Consider the following 20,083-nt stretch of genomic DNA (forward strand, 5'->3'; position numbering starts at 1 on the left):
CAGTCCTCCTTTAGATGTATTTTAAATTAGTATCAAGTACTAATACGTTCTAGATTGTAACAAGAGTATATTCTAATGTCTATATAACTAGGAAAAGTTCGTGGAAAACCAATATTCAGTTTGTTTTAAATAGGATATAGAAATAAGGTAAAACCTTCTGTATTGACCTACAAACGCCCTTCAAGTAAACTAAAGAGAGTTTGCAAATGAAAAGGTGATAATGTTGTTAATTTCAATTAAAACGTTACAAGATGATCGTTTTTTACGTCCGCTGCAAAATATTGGCGGCTTATTTTTTGAAGATAGTACGATTGGATTTGAACAAGAGGAAGCAAATCTTATCGTTGATATACACATTGAAGAGAATGTAAAAGCATCTGCTCGTTTAACAGATGTTGCTACTGGAAATGTGTATGAAGAAACATTCGCAAAAGATTTATCTGCTTTCACAGATGAAAAAGAGCGTATGAAGCAAGTGAAGCACGTTGTTTCGTATGTATATCTTTCTGTTCTTCAGCAGTTAACTGGTCTTGAACAAAGCTGGGGCATTTTAACAGGAGTTCGTCCGACAAAACTTCTTCATAAAATGCTTCAAAGTGGTATGTCAAAAGAAGAAGCGCATCAAGAGCTTCGTGAAAGCTATTTAATTCATGAAGAGAAAATTGAACTTCTTCAGCGTATTGTAGATTGCCAATTAGCGGTAGTTCCGGATTTATACCGTTTGAAAGAGGAAGTAAGTATTTATATCGGTATTCCATTCTGCCCAACAAAATGTGCCTATTGTACATTCCCGGCTTATGCAATTAACGGACGCCAAGGATCTGTTGATTCGTTCTTAGGTGGTTTACATTATGAAGTTCGTGAAATTGGTAAGTTTTTAAAAGAAAAAGGTGTAACAGTTACGACGATTTATTACGGCGGCGGTACACCGACAAGTATTACAGCAGAAGAGATGGATATGCTGTATGAAGAAATGTATGAAGCGTTCCCAGATGTGAAAAATGTGCGTGAAGTAACAGTTGAGGCAGGTCGCCCCGATACAATTACGCCAGCTAAGCTAGAAGTGTTAAATAAATGGAATATTGACCGCATTAGTATTAATCCGCAGTCATACCATCAAGAGACATTAAAAGCAATTGGGCGTCATCATACTGTAGAAGAAACAATTGAGAAGTATCACTTAGCTCGTGAAATGGGAATGAACAATATTAATATGGACTTAATTATTGGTCTTCCTGGTGAAGGGCTAGATATCTTCAAGCATACGTTAGATGAAACAGAAAAGTTAATGCCAGAATCATTAACAGTTCATACGTTATCATTTAAACGTGCTTCTGAAATGACGCAAAACAAACGTAAATATAAAGTAGCTGGTCGCGAAGAAATTACAGCGATGATGCACGAAGCAGAAGAGTGGACGCAAAAGCATAATTACGTACCATATTACCTATATCGTCAAAAGAATATTTTAGGTAACCTAGAGAACGTTGGTTATGCAATGCCTACGCAAGAAAGTATTTATAACATTGTTATTATGGAAGAAGTTCAATCAATTATCGGACTTGGCTGTGGTGCATCAAGTAAATTTGTTCATCCGAAGACAGGTGCAATTACGCACTTCGCAAATCCGAAAGATCCAAAATCATATAACGATGGCTTCGTAAAATATACAGAAGATAAACTGAAAATTTTAGAAGAGCTATTTGTATAAGAAGAAAGAGGTTGTTCCGATTTGGAATAGCCTTTTTTTATTCCGCTATTTGTGGGTTGATTCAAGTTGTGGTTGGTATAATTTCACTTACCGATAAACAGCACTGTTTGTAAAACTATGTCGATAATAATCAGAAAAATTAGTCAAATCATTAGAGGACAATGTCTACTTATGGACGAAATGATAGATTTATGAAAGAGAAAAGGGGGAAATTGTTGGCATGTACATGACGATAGGGAGAATATTCGATTTAGCTGTTGGTAAGTATCCGAATAAAGAGGCGTTAGTAGAGCCGGAAAAAAATATTCGCTGGACATATAAACAGTGGGATGAGCAAATAAATAAAACGGCGCAAGCTCTGTTGAAAGAAGGGGTAAGAAAGGGAGATACTGTATCTGTTTACTTATATAATTGCCGTGAATTTGTAAACGTTTACTTAGCCTGTGCGAAACTTGGGGCGATCTTTAACCCGATTAACTTCCGTTTAAAAGCAAAAGAATTATCGTATATCCTCCAAGATGCAGCCTCGAAAGTAGTAGTCTTTGAAAAAGCAGTTGAATCAACTGTTGCTATCATTGAACGAGATTTTCCAAATTCGTCTTTTTGGTATGTAGAAGACGATACACCTTCCTATGCGAGTTCTTACCATGAAAAAGTCAATGCGGCATCTTCTGACAAAGTAGATATCGAAATTGATGAAATGGATTATTGTTCTATGCTGTATACGAGCGGCACGACTGGTCATCCGAAAGGCGTACTACATCGCCATCGTGAAATGACTGAGCATAGTATGATTTGTACGTATTTTATAAAATATAATAGAGATAGCGTTGGGCTTGTAGTTGCGCCTTTATATCATTGCGGTGAGTTAAATGCTGGAATCATTCCGCGCATTCAAGTTGGTGGAAAGAATGTAATTTTACATCACTTTGATACGGATAGAGTATTACATACGATTCAAGAAGAGAAGATTACGACGTTTTTTGCAGCACCGACGATGTGGAATATGTTACTGCAAAAAGATTTAACACAGTACGATTTAACTTCGATGAAGATTGGTGTTTATGGAGGAGCGGCGATGGCTCCAGCGCTAGTGAAGGAATGTAAAGAACGTCTTTATATTGATCTTGTACAAATTTACGGCATGACAGAAATGGGACCAGTTGTTGCGTTTCTCGTAGAAGAAGATCAAATTACGAAAGCAGGTTCAGCGGGAACACCATGCTTTAGTCATGAAATCCGCATCGTAAAACCAAACGATGATGCACCAGCAGAGCCAGATGATGTATTGCCTCCTTATGAAGTTGGGGAGATTATTTTGCGCGGCCCAACTATGATGGCTGGTTATCATAACCGAGAAGAAGCAAATGCAAAATCGATGTATAAAGGATGGTATCACTCTGGTGATTTAGGTTATTTCGATAAAGATGGCTATTTATTCGTCGCAGATCGTGTGGATGATATGGTAATTAGCGGAGGGGTTAATATTTATCCACGTGAAATTGAAGATTTCCTTCATAGTCATCCTGGTGTATTAGATGTTGCGGTGCTTGGTGAGCCAGATGAATTATGGGGAGAACGTGTTGTGGCTGTTGTTGTAAAGAAAGATGAAGCGATTACAGAAGAAGATTTAGAAATATATTGTAAAGAAAGTGATGAATTAGCAGATTATAAACGTCCGCGTCATTATTTATTTGTGGATGAACTGCCTCGTAATGCGAGTGGAAAATTACAAAAATTTGTCCTGAGAGAGTCGTTGAAAGGCGCAAAACAATAGGGTGTAGAGCAGTCGTCTATACAAATAAAGCTATCTTTTTTCATAAGAAAAGATAGCTTTATTTTTTTGAAAACGATTGGAAAAATGGTATGTATTTTCTATGTAAACTCTCTTTTGTTATTATATAAAAATATTTTTTAGGGGATTACATTTTGCTTATAAATGTATCGAAATCGCTTTAAATAAGGGATTTTTGAACTTTTTAGGTAGATTGTATAGATTTTAAAATAATAAATGTAGTAAGAGTGGAATAAAGGTATTAGAGGAGAATTATCGATGAAAGATAAAGAAAGTCAGTCATCAGATGACTCTATGAATAAAGTGGTCATTTAGTATATTTTGGTAGCATGAATATAGTAACAAATTAATATGTAAATGAATAGTCTTGTAATGCACTTTTATTAGGAATAGTATTTATTGTTGGCTGCCCGAAAAAAAGTAGAAATGAACACAATATAGGGAATGAATTGTGTTGTTTATTACTTTATGTTGTAGAACTAACGATGGTTTGATGCTGCAAATAATCTTTAGTCTGTATCCCCTTAGTTTAAGGGGTATTTTGGGTGGAATGGATTTCATGGTTAAAAGTTTAACAATTCATATTGGAGGTTTTATGAGTACATATTTAAAAAGAATATCTGTAATTTGTTTTATTTTTACTGTTATCATTGGACAAGTTTTTACACCGATCATAGGTCATGCCCAAGAATTAAACACGACAGGACTTGTTGATAGTTTTGCGATTGAAAAAACAAAATTAAATTATGGGGAACAGACTAGCATACGTGTAGATTTTAGTGAAAAGCCTGGGAAAAGGATGAAGTCCGGGGATACATTAACGTTAGCACTTCCTCCAGAATTAAAGGGTTTTAGTGGCACAATTGCGTTAAAGGATGAGTCAGGACGTGTTTTTGGTACGTGCCAGATTAATGGGAATAATGTAGTTTGTACATTTAATAATGCGGTAGAGGAACTTGAAAATATTAGAGGGAAATTTAATTTCACCGTTCAAGCTACGAATGTAGAAGCAGGAAAAACGAAAGATGTACAAACAAATTTAGGAACAAACTTAGAAAAACAAACGGTTAGCATTACTCATCCAAAAGGGGACGGGAAAGAACCGGGAATCTTTTTCTATAAATCTGGTGATATTCAGCCAGACAAAAGTAATGAAGTACGTTGGTTTTTAAATATTAATTTAAAGAAACAACATTTACATGACAATATCGTTTTGAAAGATACGTTACAAGAAGGACAAACGCTTAATAAAGGTAGTTTTAATATAACGATTAATAATAGAGAATATTTGTCTCTTGAGCAATTTCAACAGCGAGGTTATGGATATATTAAGTTTACTAGCGATAACTCATTTGAAGTTGTAGTGTATAGACATATGGGGAGTGCTAATTCATTTACCGTTGCTTATACATCAACTATAACTGAGAGTGGAAAGAAATTAGAATTTCTACAAAATGACTATAAACTTGATTATCAAATTTTATATGAGAAACCTACTTCTGAATCTAATAGTGTAAAGGTTAAAAATATATCATTCGGTGGCGAAGCTGAAGGGGATTTACCTGCAAAAGGAACGCTGCAAATTGTAAAGCATATTGAAGGAAATGAAGGGAAAGTGATCCCAGGTGTTTCTTTTAAATTATTTACAGAGTCAGGTCAGCAAATTGGTGATTCTTATACAACAAACCAAGACGGAATAGTTGAAGCGCCAAACCTTGCTCCAGGTAATTACTATGTGCAAGAGATAGCTGCTCCGAACTACGTAGAGTTTGATCCGAAAGCAAAAATTTCTTTTACAATTAAGCAGGATGCTGTAAACGGAATTAAACTTATGATTTCAAATAAGTTAAAAACTACATCTGTTGCAGGAACGAAAACGTGGGAAGGCGACAAAGTAAACGATCGCCCAAAAATGATTAAAGTAGATTTACTACAAAACGGTAAAGTCATCGCAACGAAAGAAGTTACGTCAGCGAATGGCTGGAAATATGAGTTTGAAAAGTTACCAGCAGTTGATAGTGAAGGAAAAGCTCATACGTATGAAGTGAAAGAACAACTAGTATCAGGATATCAATCGAAAGTTAACGGATATGATATTACAAATATAAAGATACATGAAGCAACAGAAGTAGAAGAACAAAGTAAAGAAGAATCAATAGAAGAATTGGAAGCTCCAACTAACCCAGAAACACCAAAAGTAATAGAAGAGCCAAAAGAGCTAGAGAAGCCAGAAGTTACGGAGAAGCCGGAAATTCATGTGAAACCAGAAGAAGAGCAAGTTGAAGAAGGAACAACAGAAGAAATAAAAGAAGAAAAGCCGGAAGAACCGAAAGTAACAGAAGAGCCGAAAGAGCTAGAGAAGCCAGAAGTTATGGAGAAGCCGGAAATTCATGTGAAACCAGAAGAAGAGCAAGTTGAAGAAGGAACAACAGAAGAAATAAAAGAAGAAAAACCGGAAACACCAAAAGTAACAGAAGAGCCGAAAGAGCTAGAGAAGCCAGAAGTTACGGAGAAGCCGGAAATTCATGTGAAACCAGAAGAAGAGAATAAAGAAGAAACAACAGAAGAAATAAAAGAAGAAAAACCGGAAACACCAAAAGTAACAGAAGAGCCGAAAGAGCTAGAGAAGCCAGAAGTTACGGAGAAGCCAGAAATTCATGTGACACCAGAAGAAGAGCAAGTTGAAGAAGAAACAACAAAAGAAATAAAAGAAGAAAAACCGGAAGAGCCAAAGGTGACGGAAGAACCAAATGTGTTAGAGAAACCAGAGGTAAAAGAGAAACCGGAAATTTTAGTAACACCAAAAGAAGAAGAAAATAAAGAAGAAACAACAAAAGAAATCAAAGAAGAAAAACCGGAAGAGCCAAAGGTGACGGAAGAACCAAATGTGTTAGAGAAACCAGAGGTAAAAGAGAAACCGGAAATTTTAGTAACACCAAAAGAAGAGCAAACTAAAGAAGAAACAACAGAAGAAATAAAAGAAGAAAAACCGGAAGAACCAAAGGTGACAGAAGAACCGAACGTGTTAGAGAAGCCAGAGGTGAAAGAGAAACCGGAAATTTTAGTAACACCAAAAGAAGAGCAAACTAAAGAAGAAACAAAAGAAGTATTAAACAAACAAAGTGTACAAGAAAAAGTAGAAGTACAAAACAAGCAAGAGGTACACAGTAAAGTAGAAGTGCAAAAAAAATCTGAAGTATCACCGAGTGAAGAAGATAATAGGAAATCAAAACTTCTTCCTCAAACAGGTGGAGCATCAACAGAAGCTACTTCTGTTAAGGTAGGTATGTTCTTATTACTTTTCGGAGCGATGTTGTTTAGACGTCAGAAAAACTAATGAACATGAGAGTTCGTTTGAAAACAAAATGCATGTAAAAAAGCGGAGACTATAGGTCTCCGCTTTTTATTATCCCGCTTTAATGGGCAGTAAGCCCCCCACCTCAAAATTCAGCGAAAGCAAAGAAGTTAGGTGGGGGATCAACTGCCCATAAAAGTCCGATTGGTGAGGGCTAATAATCAGTGGGGGATGAAGAAAACCCCCACTGATTAAAGTTTCACTTTATTTTCGTATGTGGCTAAGTTGAATTTTACTTATTAAGTATTGTTTTAATTGATGCGTTTTAAAATCATGTGCTTTATGTTTTTACGAAATCGGGTGATTAGCGCAATGATAATTATGCCGAAGAGAATTTTCCATATGTGTTGCCCGAGTATTTGGAAGATCGCATCTAAATTTTCACCTAACCAATAACCGCCGATCAAGAAGAAGGATACCCAAAATAGAGCCCCGGAATAAATTGTCATCGCAAAGCGGCGAAATGGTAAGTTGATAATGCCTGCAAAGTATCCTGTGAAATGGCGGACACCTGGGATGAAAAAGGCGATAAAGATTAAAAAGTAGCCGTATTTATTGAACCACATTTTTGTTAAATTAATTTTCTTTTGAGTTAAAAATACATATTTCCCGTACTTCTGAATGAAGGGCATGCCTAGTTTATTTCCTACAAAGTATTGGAAGGTCATACCTACACTTGTCCCAATAAAAGATAACAGAATTAAAATTGGCAAGCTTAAATCACCTTGGTGCGATAAAAATCCTGCATAGGCTAATGTAGGCTCCCCTGGAAACGGAAGCGCAATATATTCTAAAAGTAAACCGACAAGTACTACATAATATCCATATTGCTGAAATAATTCTTGAATCCATTCCATGTTATGAGCTCCTTTTAAAGTGAGTTCTCTCTATTTGAATCGAGTTAAGGCCATACTCAATATAGCTCTTTGCTAAGTAGCAAAGAGCATTGAAGTGTACATGTTACTATGAGTTAAAGTTATAGCGGTACAAAAATACGTTGAAATCTTCTTCTGTTGGTCCGAAATTAACGGCCTTTTCTTGTATGCGTTGGAAGTTTTGTCTGTCATAAAATTCATAGTTACATTCGTTATCTGTATATAAATATAAAGATGTTACGTCTTCTTTTTTCATGTATTGGAATAGATGATTTAGTAAAGACTTTCCAACCCCAAGACCTCTTGATTCTTCGGATACGATGAATAATTGTATACAGCCTTGAAATTGCTCTTCTTTTCCTTGAATGAGTTCTTTATATGTTTTTTGTACTTGTATAAATGCTTTTAAAAATTCTCTATTCTCTTTATTCGTTATGAATAGCTTTAGCGTGTTAAAGGCAAAGCTAATAGTGTTATGGAATCTTTTTAAACGGTTTTTATCTTTTTCAGAATCGCCTAAAATGACACCAATCACTTTATTATCTTTTTCAGCTACTTTACTGAAGGAACTCCCTAAAATACAACTGTGTAAATAAAAGTTTAATACTGAGTTTAAGAAGTTTTTATCGGAAATGAATTCATTAAATCCAAATGCTTCACCGATTAAATGTTTTATAGGCTCATAGTCTTCCTTAACAAGACTTCTATATTTTACTGTGTTCATAATTGTATACTCCCTTTATTAATGTAAATGACTTATTATAAATAGTAAGGTCTCCTCTAAGGGGAGAGTCAATGGTTGCATACGAAAAAATATAAGGGAAGAGATGCAAATGAAAAAGTTATTTTCTATTGGAGAAGTTGCAAAAATAAAGGATATTACGATAAAAGCGCTAAGATACTATCATAAGATGGGGATTCTGATTCCAAAACATGTTGAGGAATCAACTGGGTATAGATATTATTCGATAGATCAATTTATTCACATTGATATTATAAAAAGCTGTCGAGAGTTGAACACGAGCATAGTAGAGCTGCAAGAGATTTTTAAAGAAAGTAACACAGATAAATTGCTACAATTTTTACAATTGAAGAGAGAAGAAGCGGAAGAGCATATAAAGAAAATGAAAGAGGTAATGGAAACGATTGATGACTTACATGCGAAAGTAGTGAGTTCGCAGGAAATATTAAAGAATGATGAAATCTCTATTGAATGTTTTGACCAGCGTTATGTCGTTGTTGCGCCTTGTAAAGAAGTAGGGAGTTTACAGGAGTTACTGTATTATTCCGATTTAGAGAAAATCGTGCAAGAGTATGATGAGAAGATGGAAATGGAGATGGGGATTCTCTACAACGTAAATGCGCATTGGGATGTAGAACCGAAGTATGTATTTAATAAAGTACGAGATGATGTACATATGGAAGAGATGAAAAATATAAAAGTATTACCGGGCGGAAAATATATAACGTTAGCGTATAGCAAAGAGAATGAGGAAGAATGTCGAAATACCATAATGAAATATGTAAAAGAAAATAGTATAGAAGTAGAGAGTTTTATTGAAGTGGAGTTAGTTAGTGATATTTTTAATGCGGAGACGTATAGTTGTCAAATTCAAATTTTGATAGGGGATAGTGAGAATAAGAAGTTTTGATGCTATATATTTAGGGGGGCGCCTACTTATTAATAAGAAAGACCATCCCAAAAAAATGGGATGGCCTCCTTAAATCGTATTATTTACGTGAAAATCCTTCTTCATCAAGGTATTCCGCAGCTTCTGGATAAGAGTTGAATGTACCATCTAAGTTTACACCAGCGTACACGTTCCACATGTCATCCTCTTGAATAAGAGTTAGGATATGACCGTCTTCGTTCTTCCATTCTTCTTCAGCAGCAGGTTCCATTGGTGCTACAATTTCCTCTGGCTCTTGTGATAGACGTTCAATTACTTTTTCAATTAATGAACGTAGTTCTTCTTCTGAAAACTCACGGATGTTAATCATACCTTTATCATCTGTTTTATAACCTTTAATGAAGTTTGCATATACAAATCCGTTTCCATTTGGGTGTAAATGATATACGACGTTCTTTTTATCTAAACGACTTTCTTCAAAGTGAAAGTTTACGCGTTTTAGTGATACGTTCTTTCTTTCTAATTCAGGGAAAGATTCAATAATCGATAATTTTTCTTCAAAAGTTAGCATAGTGCCTCCAAATATATAATAAAAGATTTAATTTATCTATTATAGCATAGTTATAATAGTTTCCAAAGATGCGGCGTGAGCTTACAATTGAATGCGTTTACGTCACGATACTGTAAAAAGTGGGCTAACGAATATATTCTTTTAGGTGTACAATGGAAAATGGACTTTATATGAAGGTGGTTATTTATATGTTTCAAAAAATAGCAAAGGAATGTTTAGCAGGTTTTACTGTTGCGATTGTTGCGTTGCCACTTGCCATTGCATTTGGTATTGCTGCAACGGGAACGTCTGAGGGAGCACTAGTTGGATTGTATGGTGCGATTTTTGCAGGTTTATTTGCGGCGTTGTTCGGTGGTACACCGGGTCAGGTTACAGGGCCAACTGGACCGATTACTGTTATCGCAACAGGAGTTATTGCGACGCACGGATTAGAGGCGAGTTTTATAGCCTTTATGATAGCGGGACTGTTTCAAATTTTATTCGGTGTATGTAAGCTTGGTTCTTACGTTCGATATATTCCGTATCCTGTCGTTTCAGGATTTATGAACGGAATCGCATTAATTATTATTTTAGGTGAAATGAAGCATGTGCAAAATAGTTTTCTACTTGTAGTATTAACGATTATTGTAATGATTGTTTCTGGAAAATGGATTAAGGCTATTCCATCTAGTTTAGTTGCATTAGTTGGTGTGACTGCTTTGCTTCCTTTATTTTCTTCTGCGTTAGAAGGACTTACAGTGAAGTTACCGATTATCGGCAATCTGTCATTAAATAAGGTGATTGAGAAGATCGGGACGATTCCAGAAGCGATGCCGACGCTTCATATTCCATCTTTAAGTGGAACAGGCATCGCAGAACTTATTTTACCAGCGCTTAGTATTGCTTTATTAGGATCGATTGACTCGTTGTTAACATCGGTCGTAATGGATAATGTGACAGGTACACGTCATAAAAGTAATAAAGAACTGGTCGGACAAGGTATCGGTAATATGGTGAGCGGATTGTTTGGCGGATTAGCAGGGGCAGGAGCGACTGTACGGTCTATCGTGAATATAAGAAGTGGCGGTAAAACGGCGCTTTCAGCAAGTATGCATAGTGTTATATTATTTATTTTCATTATGGGACTAGGATCAGTCGTGCAATACATTCCGCTTGCTGTATTATCAGGTATTTTAATTTTAACTGGTATTGGTATGTTTGATTGGGAAAGCATGAAGAAAATGCATGTAGCACCAAAAGGTGATGTTATCGTTATGCTCGTAACGATGGTTGTCACAGTGAAGTTTGATTTAATGATTGCTGTTGCGTTCGGTATTATTCTTTCGTTCATTATATACATGGTGAAATGTAAAGAACGTAAAGCTTCTATTGTAAAAGAAAAGGAAGCGACGTATAAAATTAAAGGCCCACTTTCTTTCCTAACAGTGGATCGTATTTTTTATGCGTTACAAGACGTAAAGTCTCCGGTTGTTTTACGTATGAAAGATGTGCGCTATATGGATGTATCAGGAGCTATGGCGTTGTTAAACTTTGTTGAGCAGTCGGATAAAGCGGGCGCGAGTGTGACGCTTGAGCAATTGCATCCGAGTATTGAACAAATAATCGTGACGATGGCAAGTAATGAGCAGAGGGAACAATTACAGTTCTTAAAGGCAAAAATAAGTTAGAGATAAGAACCCTTACGTGATAAAATGTGAGGGTTTCTGATTATTCGCATATGCATGTATTGAATTTGAATATCTGGATGTTATACGTCTGTTGACAATTGCCAAACTTAGCAGTATAGTAACATTTTAGATTAGCAGTATGCTATCGCAATAAGTGTAAGAATTTTAAGATTTCTTTGCATTGAAAAGAAATCGCTTTAAGCTGGAGGGAATATTTGATGTACAAACAGTTACCACATGGAGTAAAAGTCGGGATTACACGTTCAATCGTTGCTTCTTTTGAGAAGTATATGCAGGAAATTGAATGGAACGAAGAAAAGTTTGACATACAACAATTTGTTGAACAGTGGAAACAATATTTATATACAAAATCAACTTGGATTAATAAAGTAGATGACAAGTTGAAAGAACATCCAGATTTCCATCAAGCGTTAGCAGTAAAAGTGAATGAAAAAATTAACGAGCTTATTAATGAAGAGCCGACTGAAGAGCAATTGAAAATTTTAAAAGATCACGAAGTAAACAATATAGATGATTTTTGTAAGTTAGAAGCAGCGTATCATATTGAACGTTTGTAGTTGAATTTTTACATAAAAAAACACGTCGTATTCATAAAAGGATACGACGTGTTTTTATTTTGTTTATTTTGGAACAAATGCAGTCCATGTTGATAAATCAATATCTTGTTGAGCTACTGTAGTTGTAGGGAAAGTAAATGTCCACGGTTTTGTTGAATTTGCTTTTATTTCAAAGTTTTTCAGATTGAAGCTACCTGTTGCAATGACGTTTCCAGTCGCATCAGAGATGTGAAGAGGTAGCTGTTCTATCGTGATATTTCGGTTGTGACCATTACGTAATAAGATTGTTGTATGTAAACCATTATTTTCTGCTAGACGAGCTTGTAATCCTAAGAAATTAAGTTCGTTTTCTTTAGGAGGTGTTAGGCCTGCAACGATTTCTTTTAATTTTTCTTTTGCAGAATCTGCTAGTTGTGCTGCCCAAGCAGGATCTAAATCTAAAGTATGTTCTTTATCAAATTCAAATGCTAATTGCCAATCTTCAGCAGATAATTTAGCATCCGTCATTGTAGATTCTTCAAAGGTAAATGTCCATGGCATATTCACATTGGAAGGGATATTTTCTAAGTTTGATAGATCAAATGTTTTACGTGCGCAAATCTCATCGTCTTTATTTAATAGCAATAAAGTAATTGTTTCGAACGAAATAGGTTGCGTGACACTATTTCGAATGAATGTTGTAATGTAATACGTGTGATCACGTCGTTCAGCTTCAATACCAGCCAATGAAATTTGATTTTCTTGTAAGCTAGGTAATGACTTATGTAAAAATTGATAAATATATTTTTGTTCTTGCGCAACCTCGCCCCATGAAGGGTGGAAGTAAAGCGTAGGTTTTACGTTTTTATTTTTCGGTGTAGTTTCTTCTCCGCCTAGTAGCTGAGAACTAGAAACGACAGTATCTTTTCCTTTTTTCTTTCCTCTTTTTAAAAACGATAACATGTAATTCACCTCATTATACATTTTGTGGAACTTTTAAGTATCGTGCAAGATATAAAACCATTTCTTTCTCGAAATGACTATACGTTTGTAAGAAAATTTCAAGAGCTTCTTTTTGATAAAGGCGTATTGGGTCTTCTTGTTGATATTGTCTTAGTCCAATACCTTCTTTTAAATGTTGCATTGCACTTAAGTGATTTGTCCAATTTGAATCAAGGAAGTGTAGACCTAATTGACGTAATGCGTGTTGTGCACCCGTATTATTTTCTAAAGCTTTCACACGCTCTACATAATTTGAAATACTATCCTTTAATAAAATATGTAAATCCTCGATAGAGTGGACATTATTTGCTGATAATGAAGGGATTTCCTCGTTTGATAGTAAGGCTTCTATCTCTTCTGTTAAACTTGCATAATCCCATTCTTCTGGAAGCATACCTTCTATTAAATACCTTTGTGCCACTGCATCTACCGCATGTTCAATCATTGGAATGATAGTCTCTATCATATTTGTTTCTGCGTTTAAAAGGTTATTACGAAGTGTATAGATGACATTTCGTTGATCATTAGTCACATCATCTAGCTTTAAGTTGAATTCTCGTATTCCATAATGACCGCCTTCACAAATTAATTGTGTACGGTTTACGAAATCGTGAATTTTTTGAGTTAGAATGAGACCATTTTGGTCAACCTTAAGTGATTTTTTTAATTTATCTACCTTTTCACCTGCGAAACGTTGAATCATCTCATCTTCTAATGAAAGGAAGAATTGGGAACTTCCAGGATCACCTTGTCGACCCGCTCTACCTTTTAATTGATTATCAACGCGACGAGATTCATGTCTTTCTGTTCCGATTACATGTAAACCACCAAGTTCATGAATACCTTTTTCTAATAGAATATCAGTTCCGCGTCCGGCCATATTTGTAGCAATAGTAATTTGCCCTTTTTTCCCGGCTAAGGCAATTAAATCAGCTTCTTGCTCGGCGCTTTTTGCATTTAATAGTTGATAAGATAATTTTGCTTCATCTAAATAACGTGCAACTGTTTCAGATTGAAGGATGGACATCGTACCAATTAAAATAGGGCGCTGTTTTTTATGTATATGTAGTACTTCTTCACGGACCGCTTTATATTTTTCATCAGCAGTAACGTATATAACGTCTTGTTTATCCTCACGAATGATAGGGCGATTCGTCGGGATTGAAATAACTTCCATATTGTAAACGCGGTTAAATTCTTTTTCTTCTGTTTTTGCTGTACCAGTCATACCAGATAATGACGGATACATACGGAAGAAGTTTTGAATTGTAATAGATGCTTGTGTTTGATTCTCATCTGTAATCTGTAAGCCTTCTTTCGCTTCAAGCGCTTGGTGTAATCCATCGCTTAAAGAACGGCCATCCATAATACGTCCTGTGAAAATATCAACGAGCATGATTTTCTCATCCTCGACAATATAGTCTACATCAAGTTGGAAAGCAACATTTGCACGTAATGCTTGAATCATATAATGATATAAAGTTTGATGTTCTAAATCATACAAATTATCAATATCAAATAAGTCTTCAATCTTTGTAATGCCATCTTCTGTGAAACTACATGTTTTTGTTTCTGCATCAAAAATATAATGCTCTGTATCTTGGAAGGTTTTCATTACCTTTGCGCATAAGTGGTGAAAATCAGAACTACTGGATTTCTTTCCAGCAATGATAAGAGGTGTTTTCGCTTCGTCAATTAAAACGCTATCAATCTCATCAATAATAGCAAAGTGATAGGGGCGCTGTACTTGTTGCTCTTTAGATGATGCCATATTATCGCGAAGATAGTCGAAACCAAACTCAGTCCCAATTCCATATGTAATATCAGCTTCATAAGCTTGTTTTTTATCAATAGATGATATTTGTCCCGTATTTAATCCAACTGTTAAGCCGAGAAATTCATGGACTTGTCCAATTAATTCTTTATCACGTTTCGCTAAATAATCATTTACTGTAATAACGTGAACGCCTTTTTTCTCAAGAGCACGTACGTACGTAGGTAAAGAGGAAACGAGAGTTTTTCCTTCCCCTGTAGGCATTTCAGCGATGTTTCCTTCTAGTAATACAAGGCCACCGATTAACTGTACATCGTAATGACGAAGACCAAGAACTCGTTTTGCAGCCTCTCGAACGACAGCAAATGCTTCTATTTTTATATCGTCAACTGTTTTTCCATTTTGTAACATATGTTGGAAAGTGACAGTTTTTTGGCGTAATTCATCATCTGATAATGTTTCCATTACAGATTCTAATTGATTAATATCATTCACAAGTTGTTCATAATTTTTAATCTTTCTTTTTTGTGAATCTCCCAGCAACTTCTTGACCGAATTCAGCATTCTTGTAACACTCCTCTTACTGACAATAGATACATTATAGTATAGTTATACTAGAAAAAAGTAGAAATGGAAAGTGGTAGGAAGTTTGAGTGAAACCGTTTTTGGAGTAAGTATACTTTTGTTTTGTTGTAAAAAAGAAAGTATTCAATATATAAGAAATTTGGTATGATAATTTAATGAGATAAAATATGGTCTCTATAATTCGTAACAATACGCTTAAGAATATATGTAAAAAAGAAAAGAGAAGGTACATGAATAAGAAGTTTGTAAAAGGTGCAGCAATTTTAACAATTACAACTTTTTTGTCGAAATTGCTTGGTAGTTTTTTTCAAATTCCGTTACAAAATATTGCAGGAGATGAAGTGCTTGGTATTTTCCGACTCGTATTTCCTGTATATATGATTGCTCTCACATTGTCAGTAGCTGGTGTTCCGCTAGCAATTTCAAAGTTGATTGCAGAGTTAAAAGAAAAAAATAAAGAAAAAGAAATTGCAAAATTATTTAAATCTGCATCAATTATAGGAATGGCTTTTGGTGCATTTGGATGTTTGGTGATTATATTATTTTCTACTGAAATTGCAAGTATGCTTGGTGGGCAAGAAACGAGGGTGCCCTTACTGGTTACGTCATTAGCGTTACTCGTTGCACCATATATGGCGGTTTATCGTGGGTATTTCCAAGGATTCGGTGATATGAAACCGACGGGGGTTTCGCAAGTCATTGAGCAATTTGTACGAGTATTCTTTATGTTAATCATCGCTTATATATTAGTATATTGGAATGAAAGCAGTGCTGTTATTACTAGTGGGGCAATGGTTGGATCTTTTCTTGGGGTAATAAGTTCACTTATATATTTACGTATGACGTACAATAAAAGTTCATACCGATATAAGAGCAACTCGTATTCACTGCAAGATTTGAAAAAAGATGGAAAGAAAATATTGCAAGTATCTATTCCAATTGCTATTGGAGCTTTATCTATGCCGCTTTTAAATTTGGTGGATTCGCTAACAGTGCCGCACGTGCTGCAAGGGTCGTCGGCCGAAATTCAAGCGCAATTTGGTATATATAGCCGCGGTTCTGCATTTACACAATTAATTGTTGTTTTCGCAAGTGCAATTGTATTTCCATTAATACCATTATTAACGTCTGCACTAGCAAAAAAAGATATGAATTTAGCAAAAACGACAGTTCAAAATACGAACTCACTCATGCATGTGCTAACAGCCCCGTTAACGATATGGTTAATAGCATTAACGGTTCCGTTAAATGTGGGATTGTTTACAGATGCGAAAGGAAGCAGTATGTTAGCTGTTATGATTGGTAGTTCGTATTTCACATCGGTTATGGTATTATCAATAGGAGTTTTACAAGGGATTAACCGCTCTGCCCAAGCTGCGTGGATTGTTATTGGCGCAAGTTTTGTGAAATGTTTCTTAAACATAGCATTAACAAAAAAGTTTGGCATAGATGGAGCTGCTTATAGTACATTGATTATATATGTGTTAATCTGTATCGTAAATCATTTGTACATTCGAAAATATCTTTCCTATTCTGTTCATATAGGGAGATTTTTTATTGTCATAGGTGTATCTTGTATTTTAGGATTAGGATTATATGAACTATCTACTATGATAGATGTTACATCTTCAAGAATGATTGCGTTATTATATAGTAGTATAGCATTTGCTATTGCAATAATTTTGTATGCGGTATGTGCTTTGAAATTAAACTGGATATCAACAAAACAAATACCATTTTTGAAAAAATAAATATAGAACTACGAAATGTAGGGATTGGAATTCGGACGGGCTTATTGTGATGATGCGTTTTTAGGTAAGGAGTTGGTGCCAGTTATGATGTGTGAAATGATTGGTCACCAAATGTTGGAGGAGATTAAGAGTGCGGTTAGTTTTATCAGGATATTATGGTTTTTATAACGTTGGAGACGAAGCTATTCTACAATCGATTATTGAATCGTTACATAAAGAGAATCCGAATATTGAACTCGTTGTGCTGTCAAATGACCCTGACTATACAAGGAAAATGTACGGAGTAGAAGCGGTGGATCGTTGGAGTATCAAATCGGTTTATGATGCAATTAAAAAAAGTGATGGGCTTATTAGTGGCGGAGGGAGCCTCCTCCAAGATAAAACGAGTATAAAAAGTATTTTATACTATACGGGTATTATGTGGCTTGCTCGTATGTTAAAAAAACCGTATTACATTTATTCACAAGGAATAGGTCCGATCACAAAAAGGCATAATCGACTATTAGTGAAATGGCATTTGTCGAAAGCAGCATATATATCAGTTCGCGATGAGGATTCATTTTTATACTTAAAGGAACTTGGTATGAAAAGGGATATTGAACTTGTTCCAGATCCAGTTTTAACATGGAAACGAAAAAAACAATCAGATTGGCTACAAAAACATTCTCTGCATGGGAAAATAATTGCAGTGAGTGTGCGTCACTGGAACGCAAAAGAAGATTATATAAAAAAGTTAGCGATGGCTTTAAAAAAATTAAAGCAAGAAGGATACCAAATTTTATTCGTCCCGATGCATGGTCCGTTTGATCAAAATGCTTCGCGTGATGTAGTGGATTTAATGGGGGAAGAGACGTATATGCTTCCATATAAAATGGATATTGATGAGAAAATATCTATTTTATCAGAGTGTACCCTTTTAATTGGTATGCGCCTTCACGCTCTTATTTTTTCGGCGGTCGCGAAAACACCGATGGTTGGAATTTCATACGACCCAAAAATCGATTCATTTTTAAGACAAGTGAATCAACCGGTTATAGGAAGTGTGGATGGAGACTGGAGTGCAGACGATCTATATAAAATTGCGAAGAAGCAAGTGATGCAACATGAAGAGATACAGCAATCTCTGCAAAGAAGAGTAGATGAGCTGCAACTGCAAGGAGAACAAGCGGCTAAGAAAATTATTTATCATATAGAAAAAAACACTCTACAGAAAAAGTAGAGTGTTTTTTTGTTAGTGTATTTCTTTACGCCCTGAATCTTTCTTTTATATATTGTGTAATGAGATAGACACCGTACCCTTGTATGATCATAAATGTCGGGATGATAAAGTAGCGATAGCGCGATTGAATTTCAATGAAGAAGTGCACGCCTACGTACCCTAAAATTAATAATGAGAAGAACAGTACCGTTTTATTTCGTTGTTCTTTTATTGTTTTGATGGAAGCTATGCAAGCGAATATGCAAATGCTTACGTAACATAATTTTTCTAACGTCCATAATAATCTTGATAATTCGGGTTTTGGATGTCCTTCTAATCCCCAATAAATGGCTGCGTCATAATCTCCCCACATAATTTTAAATTTATCTTTGAATAACAATAATAGTTGTCCTTTATCGGCAGTTCTTTCTTTAATGAGCTGTTTTTCAATTTCGAAACGTTCCTCGCCAATCGGATATTGAAAAACAAGTTTATGGTCTGGGAAAGAAAATCCACCTGTTGTTTCAGGATTGAATCCGACTACAAATTTCCAATAAGGGTCTCGACTAGACAATGGATATTGTGTAACCCCTGTAGCAATTAATGTATAGCTACAGATGAAATGTACGATATAAAAAATGCCAATCATGCCAATTAGCTTTGATATCACCATTTTTTTATTCAACTTTTGATCACCAATTATATGAGTAATTAGTAAGAAAAGAATGAGAGCTAGTAAAATAACAATACCAATCGGTCTCATAATATCGCCAAATGCAATAAGGATACTAACGAATATCCACGCATATGAATGCGAGATTCCTTTTTTTACGAGAAGATAAAAACCAGCATAGAATAGAAATGTTGCGAGATGCTGATTTGTTAGTACAGAAGTCATCATAATGTTAGGAATGTACGTTGCGAAAATAAGTGCGGCAACTCTACCGCTAAATTCATTAAATAGATGCGTAGCTATGCGATATATAAAGTACGTAATGCCAGTGCAGTACAGTATGTTTAATAGTTTAATCGCTAGTACACCTTCGCCGAACAATTTGATGACACCAGCTTGGTACATTGTAAAGCCTAATTGATATACCCAAGTAGTAAAATATGCTTTGTCCGCGAATGAGAAATTGTTATTTGCTGCATCAACGGCTCCGTTATACATTTGTTCGAAATCTTGTACGACATTTGTTTGAACTGTTAACACCCATGCAAGACGAAGTGTGAACGCTAGTAGACAAATAAAGATGATAAATTGTGTTTGAGTGAAAAATCGATTCACGATGATAGACATGAATATAATACCGATTAGAACGATTATAAGTGCCACTATAAGGAAATAGGGATGATCGTACTTCGGTTCAGTTATTAAAAATTGCAATGAGTATATAAGAGTCATTGCAAAAAATAACAATGTTAATATTTGCAGTGATTTAAATGCAAATGCATATAATCTAGGCATAATGATCCTCCGTTGTATGTAATATCTTTGTAGTTATTTCTATATAAACAGAAATAACTACGTCATTATATCATAAAGGATTTTACGGTTGTAAAAGGAATGGGGAGCATAGGACGATAGATAGAGTATATAAGTATTTTAAT

Annotated in this window: 14 protein-coding genes; 8 read left to right on the plus strand and 6 right to left on the minus strand. The window is 35.2% G+C overall.

Annotated features, from left to right (window positions below; genetic code table 11):
- The first annotated feature begins 220 nt into the window (after positions 1–220).
- The 3 genes from MHB74_RS04580 (at position 221) to MHB74_RS04590 (ending at position 6,843) form a co-directional block, all read left to right on the plus strand.
- A complete protein-coding gene (locus MHB74_RS04580) occupies positions 221–1,711 on the plus strand; it encodes a coproporphyrinogen III oxidase (RefSeq protein ID WP_002007015.1) in 1,491 nt (496 codons plus the stop codon).
- A 220-nt stretch (positions 1,712–1,931) separates the two neighbouring features.
- Entirely contained in the window at positions 1,932–3,488 is a 1,557-nt protein-coding gene (locus MHB74_RS04585; protein ID WP_061677887.1) for a fatty acid--CoA ligase, read from the plus strand.
- Positions 3,489–4,101: 613 nt separating this feature from the next.
- Positions 4,102–6,843, plus strand: coding sequence for a Cna B-type domain-containing protein (locus MHB74_RS04590; protein ID WP_340844712.1), 2,742 nt, complete (start codon positions 4,102–4,104; stop codon positions 6,841–6,843).
- A gap of 269 nt (positions 6,844–7,112) precedes the next feature.
- On the opposite strand, the gene MHB74_RS04595 is transcribed toward MHB74_RS04590, so the two are convergent.
- Positions 7,113–7,718: a DedA family protein gene (locus MHB74_RS04595; protein WP_061679989.1), complete on the minus strand. Its 606-nt coding sequence runs from the start codon at positions 7,716–7,718 to the stop codon at positions 7,113–7,115.
- A 106-nt stretch (positions 7,719–7,824) separates the two neighbouring features.
- Positions 7,825–8,460 carry a GNAT family N-acetyltransferase gene (locus MHB74_RS04600; RefSeq protein ID WP_061679990.1) on the minus strand — a complete coding sequence of 212 codons (636 nt, stop codon included), beginning with the start codon at positions 8,458–8,460 and terminating at the stop codon, positions 7,825–7,827.
- Between the two features lie 109 nt (positions 8,461–8,569).
- On the opposite strand from MHB74_RS04600, the gene MHB74_RS04605 reads away from it, so the two are divergent.
- A complete protein-coding gene (locus tag MHB74_RS04605) occupies positions 8,570–9,388 on the plus strand; it encodes a MerR family transcriptional regulator (RefSeq protein WP_270401955.1) in 819 nt (272 codons plus the stop codon).
- 79 nt (positions 9,389–9,467) lie between these two features.
- Here MHB74_RS04605 and MHB74_RS04610 read toward each other — a convergent pair whose 3' ends face one another.
- On the minus strand, positions 9,468–9,938 hold the full coding sequence (locus tag MHB74_RS04610) for a hypothetical protein (protein ID WP_061679992.1): 471 nt from the start codon (positions 9,936–9,938) through the stop codon (positions 9,468–9,470).
- A gap of 152 nt (positions 9,939–10,090) precedes the next feature.
- Between MHB74_RS04610 and MHB74_RS04615 the strand changes: the two genes are divergently transcribed.
- Together MHB74_RS04615 and MHB74_RS04620 are read left to right on the plus strand one after the other, a co-directional pair.
- Entirely contained in the window at positions 10,091–11,605 is a 1,515-nt protein-coding gene (locus MHB74_RS04615) for a SulP family inorganic anion transporter (protein WP_141658096.1), read from the plus strand.
- Between the two features lie 218 nt (positions 11,606–11,823).
- Positions 11,824–12,183 carry a hypothetical protein gene (locus MHB74_RS04620; protein ID WP_061679994.1) on the plus strand — a complete coding sequence of 120 codons (360 nt, stop codon included), beginning with the start codon at positions 11,824–11,826 and terminating at the stop codon, positions 12,181–12,183.
- A gap of 63 nt (positions 12,184–12,246) precedes the next feature.
- Here the strand turns inward: MHB74_RS04620 and MHB74_RS04625 are convergent, their stop codons facing one another.
- Positions 12,247–13,125, minus strand: a complete 879-nt coding sequence (locus MHB74_RS04625; protein WP_061679995.1) for an accessory Sec system S-layer assembly protein — start codon at positions 13,123–13,125, stop codon at positions 12,247–12,249.
- Between the two features lie 13 nt (positions 13,126–13,138).
- Positions 13,139–15,502, minus strand: a complete 2,364-nt coding sequence (gene secA2, locus MHB74_RS04630) for an accessory Sec system translocase SecA2 (RefSeq protein WP_061679996.1) — start codon at positions 15,500–15,502, stop codon at positions 13,139–13,141.
- Between the two features lie 251 nt (positions 15,503–15,753).
- Between secA2 and MHB74_RS04635 the strand changes: the two genes are divergently transcribed.
- Both MHB74_RS04635 and csaB read left to right on the plus strand, forming a co-directional pair.
- Positions 15,754–17,274: a putative polysaccharide biosynthesis protein gene (locus tag MHB74_RS04635; RefSeq protein ID WP_061679997.1), complete on the plus strand. Its 1,521-nt coding sequence runs from the start codon at positions 15,754–15,756 to the stop codon at positions 17,272–17,274.
- Positions 17,275–17,404: 130 nt separating this feature from the next.
- Complete coding sequence (gene csaB / locus MHB74_RS04640) at positions 17,405–18,493, plus strand: polysaccharide pyruvyl transferase CsaB (RefSeq protein ID WP_061679998.1); 1,089 nt, start codon at positions 17,405–17,407, stop codon at positions 18,491–18,493.
- A 25-nt stretch (positions 18,494–18,518) separates the two neighbouring features.
- On the opposite strand, the gene MHB74_RS04645 is transcribed toward csaB, so the two are convergent.
- Entirely contained in the window at positions 18,519–19,940 is a 1,422-nt protein-coding gene (locus MHB74_RS04645; RefSeq protein ID WP_068987172.1) for a glycosyltransferase family 39 protein, read from the minus strand.
- Positions 19,941–20,083 lie beyond the last annotated feature (143 nt).

Source organism: Bacillus sp. FSL K6-0069 (assembly GCF_038007785.1).
GTDB classification, from domain to species: domain Bacteria; phylum Bacillota; class Bacilli; order Bacillales; family Bacillaceae_G; genus Bacillus_A; species Bacillus_A mobilis.